The sequence below is a fragment of the Nonomuraea turcica genome, from assembly GCF_030718205.1.
Classification (GTDB): domain Bacteria; phylum Actinomycetota; class Actinomycetes; order Streptosporangiales; family Streptosporangiaceae; genus Nonomuraea.
Genome location: NZ_JAUZQF010000022.1, coordinates 204,911 through 212,971 on the forward strand (window position 1 = coordinate 204,911; position 8,061 = coordinate 212,971).

Consider the following 8,061-nt stretch of genomic DNA (forward strand, 5'->3'; position numbering starts at 1 on the left):
AGGGTGAGGCGGCACGTAACCTGCCGCCTCACCAGCGCCGACGTCAGACTCCCATGGACTGGGTGTCGTTGCTCTCCGCGCCGCCGGCCTCGGTGACGCCGTTCTTGAGGTGGTAGCGGGCGATGGCCTCGCGCAGCACCTCGCCGTCGAGCTCACCGCGCTTGACGAGCTGGGTGAGCACGGCCAGCGTGATCGAGGCTGCGTCCACGTGGAAGTGGCGGCGCAGCGCCGAGCGGGTGTCGGACAGGCCGAACCCGTCGGTGCCCAGCGAGGACCAGTCGCCCGGCACCCACTGCGCGATCTGGTCCTGCACGGCCTTCATGTAGTCGCTGACGCCCACGATCGGCCCCTGGGCCTGGGAGAGCGCCTGGGTGACGTAGGGGACACGCGGCTCGGTGTCGGGGTTGAGCAGGTTGTGCTCGTCGCACGCCAGCGCCTCGCGGCGCAGCTCGGACCATGACGTCGCCGACCACACGTCGGCCGACACGCCCCAGTCCTCGGCCAGCAGCCGCTGCGCCTCCATCGCCCACGGGCCCGCCACGCCGGAGGACAGGATGTTGGCCTTCGGGCCCTGCGTCTGCGGCCCGTCGGCGAACTTGTACAGGCCCTTGAGCAGGCCCTGCACGTCGAGGTTCGCCGGCTGGGCCGGCTGCAGGTAGGGCTCGTTGTAGACGGTCAGGTAGTAGAAGACGTTCTCCGGCTGGTCGCCGTACATCCTCCTGAGGCCGTCCTTGACGATGTAGGCCACCTCGAACGCCCAGGACGGGTCGTAGGAGATCGCGGCCGGGTTGGTCGAGGCGATGAGCGGCGTGTGGCCGTCCTCGTGCTGCAGGCCCTCGCCGTTGAGCGTGGTGCGGCCCGCGGTGGCGCCGATCAGGAAGCCGCGGCCCATCTGGTCGCCCATCTGCCACATCGAGTCGCCCGTGCGCTGCCAGCCGAACATCGAGTAGAAGATGTAGATCGGGATCATGTGCTCGCCGTGCGTGGCGTAGGAGGTGCCGGCGGCGATGGTCGAGGCCATGGATCCCGACTCGCTGATGCCCTCGTGCAGGATCTGCCCCTGCACGGCCTCCTTGTACGACAGCAGCAGCTCCCGGTCGACGGCCTCGTACGTCTGGCCGTGCGGCGAGTAGATCTTCGCCGTCGGGAACATGGCGTCCAGACCGAACGTGCGGGCCTCGTCCGGGATGACCGGCACGAACCGGTGCCCGATCTCCTTGTCCCGCATGAGGTCCTTGAGCAGCCGCACGAACGCCATCGTGGTGGCGACCTGCTGCTTGCCCGAGCCCTTGGCGAAGCCGCCGTAGACCTCGTCGCCCGGCAGCTTGATCTGCTTGGCGCGCAGGACCCGCTTGGGCAGCACGCCGCCGAGCGCGGCGCGGCGCTCCTTCATGTATTGAATCTCGGGGTCGTTCTCGCCCGGGTGGAAGTAGGGCGGCAGGTCGCCCTCCAGCGCCGAGTCCGGGATCGGCAGGTAGAGCCGGTCGCGGAACTCCTTCAGCTCGGCCTTGGTGAGCTTCTTCATCTGGTGCGTGGCGTTGCGCGCCTCGAAGTCCTTGCCGAGCGTCCAGCCCTTGATGGTCTGGGCGAGGATCACGGTCGGCTGGCCGACGTGCTCGCGGGCCGCCTTGAACGCCGCGAAGACCTTGCGGTAGTCGTGGCCGCCGCGCGACAGCTTGCGGATGTCGTCGTCGGTCAGGTGCTCGACCATCTTGCGCAGGCGCGGGTCGGAGCCGAAGAAGTGCTCGCGGATGTAGGCGCCCGACTCGACCGAGTAGGTCTGGAACTGACCGTCCGGCGTGGTGTTCATCTGGTTGACGAGCACGCCGTCCACGTCGGCCGCCAGCAGCGGGTCCCAGTCACGGCCCCACACGACCTTGATCACGTTCCAGCCGGCGCCGCGGAAGTACGACTCCAGCTCCTGGATGATCTTGCCGTTGCCGCGTACCGGGCCGTCGAGCCGCTGCAGGTTGCAGTTGATCACGAACGTGAGGTTGTCGAGCTCCTCACGAGCGGCCAGGCCGATCGCGCCGAGCGACTCGGGCTCGTCCATCTCGCCGTCGCCCAGGAACGCCCATACGTGGCTGCGGCTGGTGTCCTTGATCTGGCGGTTGAGCAGGTAGCGGTTGAACCGCGCCTGATAGATCGCGCCGATCGGGCCCAGACCCATGGAGACCGTGGGGAACTCCCAGAAGTCCGGCATGAGCCGCGGGTGCGGGTAGGAGGGCAGGCCGCGGAAGCCGTGCGACAGCTCCTGGCGGAACGCGTCGAGCTGGCTCTCGTTGAGCCGCCCCTCGAGGAAGGCCCGGGCGTAGATGCCCGGCGCCGCGTGCCCCTGGAAGAAGACCTGGTCGCCCGACTCGCCGTGATCCTTGCCGCGGAAGAAGTGGTTGAAGCCCACCTCGTAGAGCGAGGCCGCCGAGGCGTAGGTGGCGATGTGGCCGCCCACGTTGGTGCGGGCGTTGGCCCTCGACACCATGATCGCCGCGTTCCAGCGGATGTAGGCGCGGATGCGGCGCTCGACGTGCTCGTCACCGGGGAACCAGGGCTCGCGCTCCGGCGGGATCGTGTTGATGTAGTCGGTGCTGCGCAGGCCCGGCACGCCGACCTGATGCTCGCGGGCCCGCTCCAGCATGCGCAGCATGAGGTAGCGGGCTCTGGTGCGGCCTTCGGTCTTGACGACGTTGTCGAGAGACTCGAGCCACTCGTTGGTCTCGCTGGGGTCGACATCAGGCAGCTGGCTGGGTAGGCCGTCGCTGATGATCGAGAATCGCTGGCGTCCGGAAGCCACTGGGTCTCGCCTTCCGAGGATGACTGATGTCTGGTCTGGGTCGCCTTCCATCCTGGTCGCTAGCCGTAGAAAACGCATCTCTACTGGCTGGTAACCAGAGTGTCCCTGCTGGCAGGGCCATCTTCGATGGCCTAGACCACCGATGGTAGGACGAATCGCATCACAGGTTACATCCCCGATCCAATTTAACAAGACGGGAAAACGAACGAAATTTTACGTGCTGCGCTCGCTGTGTCCGATGGCTACCCATGGCATCCCCGAAGAGGGGAGATCATCACCGCTCCTGGCGAGCTGCCGATATTAGCGAATCGCCATGAGCCGGGCCCGGGGTGGGTCCGGGTGCACCCCGAACGGTGTTGGGTGCGGGAACAGCGTGAGCCGGTCGCCTGGGCTCCGGCGGGTCTTGCCGCGCGCGGGGGCGTGCCTGCGGTCCTGGGCGGGTTCACCTCCCGTGCGCCGGCGGGCGGGATGCGGTCTGGCCGGTAGCTCTCCGCGCCGCCATCCTCCGCAGCCGTTCGCGATCCCGACGCAGCCGTGCTGGTTGGCGAGGTCGATCAGGTCGCTGATCGCCTGCCGCAACCGCCCGTCGCGCCACTGCTGCTCGGAGAGATCGGCGTCTGCGAGGCGATGGCGCGCGGGACGCCAGGTCCGAGCTATGCGGGACGCGAGGTCCGAGCTATCGGCCGGCGGCACCAGGACGACCGCCACGAGCACGGCCTCGACCAGCAGCACCGCTGTGGCGGTGACCAGCACGTACGAGGCCGCCATCGGGGCCACGCAGCCCGAAACGCCGCATCTGAGCCGCGTAACGTTTTGGTCATGTTTCTGACCTCCCCCGAAAGAGGGAGGCAAAATTCATCCGATCTCGGGATTCGCTCTTCTCGTAGGGCATTCCGCGTACCAGTGTGGGAGATATGAACGCGACGGTGGGCGACCGCCTCCTGGTGCACGGGAGCACCGTGGGTGAAAGGGACCATGGAGGCGAAATCGTGGAGGTCAAGGGCCCTGACGGCGAGCCTCCCTACATGGTGCGGTTCGACGACGGGCACACCGGGCTGGTGTTTCCCGGCCCTGATGCCGTGGTGGTGCATAAGTAAGATTTCCTTGTGAGATCTGAAATCATCTCTGTGGCCACGGGTTCGCGAGAGAGGGTGCACGACATCACGGGCGAATGCGCCGATTTCGTGCGCGCTCAAGGCGAAGGCGAGGACGGGTTGCTGCACATTTTCGTGCCGCATGCCACCGCCGGCGTCGCCTTGCTCGAGCTGGGCTCGGGCAGTGACGACGACCTGCTCGCCGCCTTGCGCGACGTTCTGCCCGCCGACGACCGGTGGCGTCACGCCCACGGCTCGCGCGGCCACGGCAGGTCGCACGTCATGCCTGCGCTGATCCCGCCGTACGCCACCATCCCGGTGCTGGATGGACGGATGGCGCTGGGCACCTGGCAGTCGGTGGCGCTCGTGGATCTGAACGTCGACAACCCGCAACGCCAGGTTCGACTGTCGTTTTTGTCTGATTGATTATGGCCGACTAGGGCCGTACCCGTGGCGACCGTTGACGACTGAGGGTCACAGCGTGTGGACTGTGCCGAAGCGATAAACCGCATATGCGGCCACTCAAGCAGGAGGGATAAACGTGAGCGCGACCGCGGGTCAGGCGCAGAGCGAGCGCGGCCTGGCCGAACGACTCGGCCTCAAGCCGGGTCAGGTGGTGCAGGAGATCGGTTGGGACGAGGACGTCGACGACGAGCTCCGCGACTCCATCGAGGAACTGACCGGCAACGAACTGCTGGACGAGGAGAGCGACGACGTCGTGGACGTGGTGCTGCTGTGGTGGCGCGACGGGGACGGCGACCTCTTCGACGCTCTCAGCGACGCCATGCGAGCACTCGCCGACGGCGGCCAGATCTGGCTGCTGACTCCCAAGGCCGGACGCGATGGCCACGTGGAGCCGAGCGACATCGGGGAGGATGCCGCCACTGCGGGTCTCTCGCAGACCAGCAGCATCTCCGCCGCGCCCGACTGGTCTGGGACCAGGCTCGTGACGCCCAAGGGCAAACGGTAGATCGGGCCGCACATGGGTCGACGGCAGATCGGGTCGCACATGGGCCGACCGTAGGGAGCCCGAGCGCCTGCCATGCGGCAGGATGATGCCCGTGAACGCACATCCTGCCGAGGTCGGCGCCCTGGCTCCGGATTTCGAGCTGCAGGACCAGCACGGCACTCCGGTGCGCCTGTCCCAGTTCCGGGGCAGGAAGGTCGTGCTGGTCTTCTATCCGCTCGCCTTCACCGGCGTCTGCAACAGCGAGCTGTCCGCGCTGCGCGATCATCCGTTCGACGACGCCCAAGTGCTGACGGTTTCGGTGGATTCGGTGTTCACGCACCGTGCGTGGGCGGAACGCGAGGGTTACACGTTTCCTCTGCTCTCTGATTTCTGGCCACACGGACAGGTCGCGCAGGCGTACGGTGTGTTCGATGAGGCGAAGGGGCTCGCGCTTCGGGGGACCTTCATCATCGACGGCGAGGGCGTGATCCGGTGGTCGGTGGTCAATCCGATCTCTTCGGCACGCGACGTCGCCGACTACGTCAAGGCACTCGCCGACATTCACTGACTTCGGAGGGAAGGATGCCCTGCTACCGGTGCGGGGCCCGGCAGACGGACCCGGTCCGCGGCGCCAGCCCGTGGCAGCGCGGGGTGCGCAAGGAGTCCCAGGTTCTGATCTGCCCGGACTGTCAACGGCTGCACGACCTCGACCTGGACGCCTGCGGCACCTGTGGGTCCACGGCGCTGATCTGCCGGCTGGGCGAGGTGGAGTGCCGGTCCTGCGGGGCCGTGTGGATGGCGCGTTCGGACACCCCGCTCTCCGGCTCCACGGCCCCGCCGCCGCCGGGGTTGTCGGCGGAGGTGGAGGCGGCACTCAACCGGGTGCTGGGACGCGCCTGAGGGCCTCTGAAGGCCTCGCGAGATGTGCGGGACCATGGTGCGTTGACCCGCCACGGGGTCCTGGACAGGTGGCCAGGTGCCGTCAAGCCAAGCCGCCCATCATGACCCCGAGCCACGAGCCCATGACGTCGTGGACAGGACGCGGCCCCTGACGCCGGGAGGACGGGGAAGCGTGCGGCCGTATCGTGCATTCCAGGCATCTGCTGACCTGCGCTATCGTCTCCTACCGTGTCCGTAGTGAGCAGCACCAGTAGCAGTGGTACTACGAGCAGTGCGTTCGTTGTCGCGCTCGACGTCGGCGGCACGTCCATGAAGGGCGGCCTGGTCAACGACTCCGGCGCGGTGCTGCTGAGTGAGCGGCGCCCCACCCCGCGAGCGGACGGCCCGGAGGCGGTCGTCACCGCCATCTCCGACTTCATCAGCCACCTGGCCGCCGCAGGCGACGGCGACCCGGCCGGCGTGGGCCTGGCCGTGCCCGGCCTGGTGTCCGAAGACGCCGCCCTCTACGCGGCCAACCTGGGCTGGCGCGACGTCCCCGCCACCGACTTCACCACCCTGGACATTCCGGTAATGCTGGGACACGACGTCCGCACCGGCGGACTCGCCGAAAGCATCCTGGGCGCCGGCCGCGGCCTGTCCGACTTCCTCTTCCTCCCCATCGGCACGGGCATCGCCGGGGCCTCCATCATCCGCGGCGAACCGTACGGCGGCTCTTCCGGCTGGGCCGGCGAGATCGGCCACACCCCCGTCTTCCCTGACGGCGAACAGTGCGCCTGCGGCCAGTTCGGCTGCCTGGAGACGTACGCCTCGGCCGCCTCGGTGGGCCGCCGCTACAGCCAGCGGGCGGGCGTCGAAGGCGTCAAGGCCGAGCAGGTGGTCACCTCGGACGACCCCATCGCCATCGAGGTATGGGACGAGGCCGTGGAGGCCCTGTCCTTGGCCCTGGCCACGTACACGCTGCTGCTCGACCCCTCGGTCATCGTCCTGGGCGGCGGCCTCGCCGAGGCCGGCCCCGCCCTCTTCGACCCCGTACGCACCCGCCTGGTCAAGCGCCTGGCCTTCCGCGAGGCGCCCCCGCTGATCCCGGCCGCGCTGGGTGTGGACGCCGGCATGCTCGGCGCCGCCCTCCTGGGCTGGCGCGCCGCCGGCCGTCCCGAGCTGGGGCCTGACTGGACGGTGGATGTGCGATCGGCCCCCCTGGTGTCGTAAGGTGTAGTGCCGATCAGGGGCGGTTAGCTCAGCGGTAGAGCACTCGCCTTACAAGCGAGGGGTCACTGGTTCGAACCCAGTACCGCCCACCTGCGAAAACGCCCCGTCTCCGATCTTGGAAACGGGGCGTGAGTGACAAACTGAGTGACATGCTGCACGGCTATGCCTCATCAGCCCTGGGGAAAATGCGGTCCATCGCGGTCGCGCCTTCTTGGATCATCGGCCGTATCTACTGCCGGTAGACCGTCTCCGTGACGACCGAGTTTCCTTGAGGACTTTGAGTGCGTCCACGCAGCGTTTGGGCAGAGCGAGGCTGCGTCGGGACTTCGGGGTTTTGGTCTGCCCTTCTTGCGCACCGAACGCCAGACGTGCAGGGCGAACTCGTTGTGGTCCCAACCGATCTCGGCCACTGATCGCCATCCCTGAAGGATCTTAAGGGAACGTGTGCTGAGATCGTTCGTCTTGCGCTGCAACCACTGATCCACGTCTTCGACGGAGAGATCCCGAAGCTTCCGTTTGCCTAGCTCGGGGAGGAGATGTGTCCGGGCGTACATTCGAGACATCTCGACTGTGGCAGGCTTGCGTTTTAAGGTCGCCGGTTGCCCGATGACAACGAACCTCGAGCTCGTGCCCTCGAAGGTTGGGCGGCCCCGAGAGCTTGTTGAGATCGCTGGCGTACGGTGTCATGGACCGCATACCGAGGGCATCGCTGAGCCCGGAGGGCTGGACGAGGTGAGCGGGATAGGCATAGAGAGACGTATCGAGCAGGCCAAGCTGTCCTATGAGCGCGCTGTTTACGTCGGCGATGTCGGTGAGCTGGGGCAAGCGGAGCGGGAACTGGACAAGGTCGAAGCTGATCTCGTTTTGGCTCGGGGCCGGATCTTGCACGCGCGGTTTCTCAATGATCGGCGCGAGGATCCGCGTGAGCTGGCGCTGTTCGAGCGTGCGACGCACTTGTATCGGATGCTCGGTGATTCGACGGGCGAGGCTGAGCTTGTTCTTTATCCTCCGGATTGTTGTAGGGCTGCGAGAGTGCGGCCGCGTTTGACGGTCTTGCCAACGTCGTAGCGGGGTGCGGGCCGGCGATTGGGGATCCCGGGTGGACGTCCTGGGCCGGG

At 67.4% G+C, this 8,061-nt stretch carries 10 protein-coding genes and 1 tRNA gene; 8 read left to right on the forward strand and 3 right to left on the reverse strand.

What is annotated here, in order from left to right; all coding sequences use genetic code 11:
- Window positions 1-43: 43 nt before the first annotated feature.
- On the reverse strand, window positions 44-2,791 hold the full coding sequence (gene aceE, locus Q9G87_RS44155) for a pyruvate dehydrogenase (acetyl-transferring), homodimeric type (protein ID WP_371825919.1): 2,748 nt from the start codon (window positions 2,789-2,791) through the stop codon (window positions 44-46).
- A gap of 300 nt (window positions 2,792-3,091) precedes the next feature.
- Window positions 3,092-3,559: a hypothetical protein gene (locus Q9G87_RS44160; RefSeq protein WP_305922603.1), complete on the reverse strand. Its 468-nt coding sequence runs from the start codon at window positions 3,557-3,559 to the stop codon at window positions 3,092-3,094.
- 146 nt (window positions 3,560-3,705) lie between these two features.
- Between Q9G87_RS44160 and Q9G87_RS44165 the strand changes: the two genes are divergently transcribed.
- From Q9G87_RS44165 to Q9G87_RS44195, 7 genes are all read left to right on the forward strand, one after another.
- The gene (locus Q9G87_RS44165) at window positions 3,706-3,888 is read left to right on the forward strand and encodes a DUF1918 domain-containing protein (RefSeq protein ID WP_127935293.1); all 183 of its coding nucleotides are present in this window, start codon (window positions 3,706-3,708) and stop codon (window positions 3,886-3,888) included.
- 9 nt (window positions 3,889-3,897) lie between these two features.
- On the forward strand, window positions 3,898-4,311 hold the full coding sequence (locus tag Q9G87_RS44170) for a secondary thiamine-phosphate synthase enzyme YjbQ (protein WP_305922604.1): 414 nt from the start codon (window positions 3,898-3,900) through the stop codon (window positions 4,309-4,311).
- A gap of 115 nt (window positions 4,312-4,426) precedes the next feature.
- Window positions 4,427-4,855: a DUF3052 domain-containing protein gene (locus Q9G87_RS44175; RefSeq protein WP_305922605.1), complete on the forward strand. Its 429-nt coding sequence runs from the start codon at window positions 4,427-4,429 to the stop codon at window positions 4,853-4,855.
- A gap of 85 nt (window positions 4,856-4,940) precedes the next feature.
- A complete protein-coding gene (locus tag Q9G87_RS44180) occupies window positions 4,941-5,402 on the forward strand; it encodes a peroxiredoxin (RefSeq protein ID WP_305922618.1) in 462 nt (153 codons plus the stop codon).
- 14 nt (window positions 5,403-5,416) lie between these two features.
- Window positions 5,417-5,734 (forward strand): hypothetical protein, encoded by a 318-nt coding sequence (locus Q9G87_RS44185; protein WP_305922606.1) that lies wholly within the window; start codon window positions 5,417-5,419, stop codon window positions 5,732-5,734.
- A gap of 237 nt (window positions 5,735-5,971) precedes the next feature.
- Window positions 5,972-6,943 carry an ROK family protein gene (locus Q9G87_RS44190; protein WP_305922607.1) on the forward strand — a complete coding sequence of 324 codons (972 nt, stop codon included), beginning with the start codon at window positions 5,972-5,974 and terminating at the stop codon, window positions 6,941-6,943.
- A 17-nt stretch (window positions 6,944-6,960) separates the two neighbouring features.
- Window positions 6,961-7,032 (forward strand) — tRNA-Val (locus Q9G87_RS44195).
- An 81-nt stretch (window positions 7,033-7,113) separates the two neighbouring features.
- Here Q9G87_RS44195 and Q9G87_RS60960 read toward each other — a convergent pair.
- Complete coding sequence (locus tag Q9G87_RS60960) at window positions 7,114-7,611, reverse strand: tyrosine-type recombinase/integrase (RefSeq protein WP_371825920.1); 498 nt, start codon at window positions 7,609-7,611, stop codon at window positions 7,114-7,116.
- Between Q9G87_RS60960 and Q9G87_RS44200 the strand changes: the two genes are divergently transcribed.
- Window positions 7,550-8,011 carry a hypothetical protein gene (locus Q9G87_RS44200; RefSeq protein WP_305922608.1) on the forward strand — a complete coding sequence of 154 codons (462 nt, stop codon included), beginning with the start codon at window positions 7,550-7,552 and terminating at the stop codon, window positions 8,009-8,011. The genes Q9G87_RS60960 and Q9G87_RS44200 overlap by 62 nt on opposite strands.
- Window positions 8,012-8,061 lie beyond the last annotated feature (50 nt).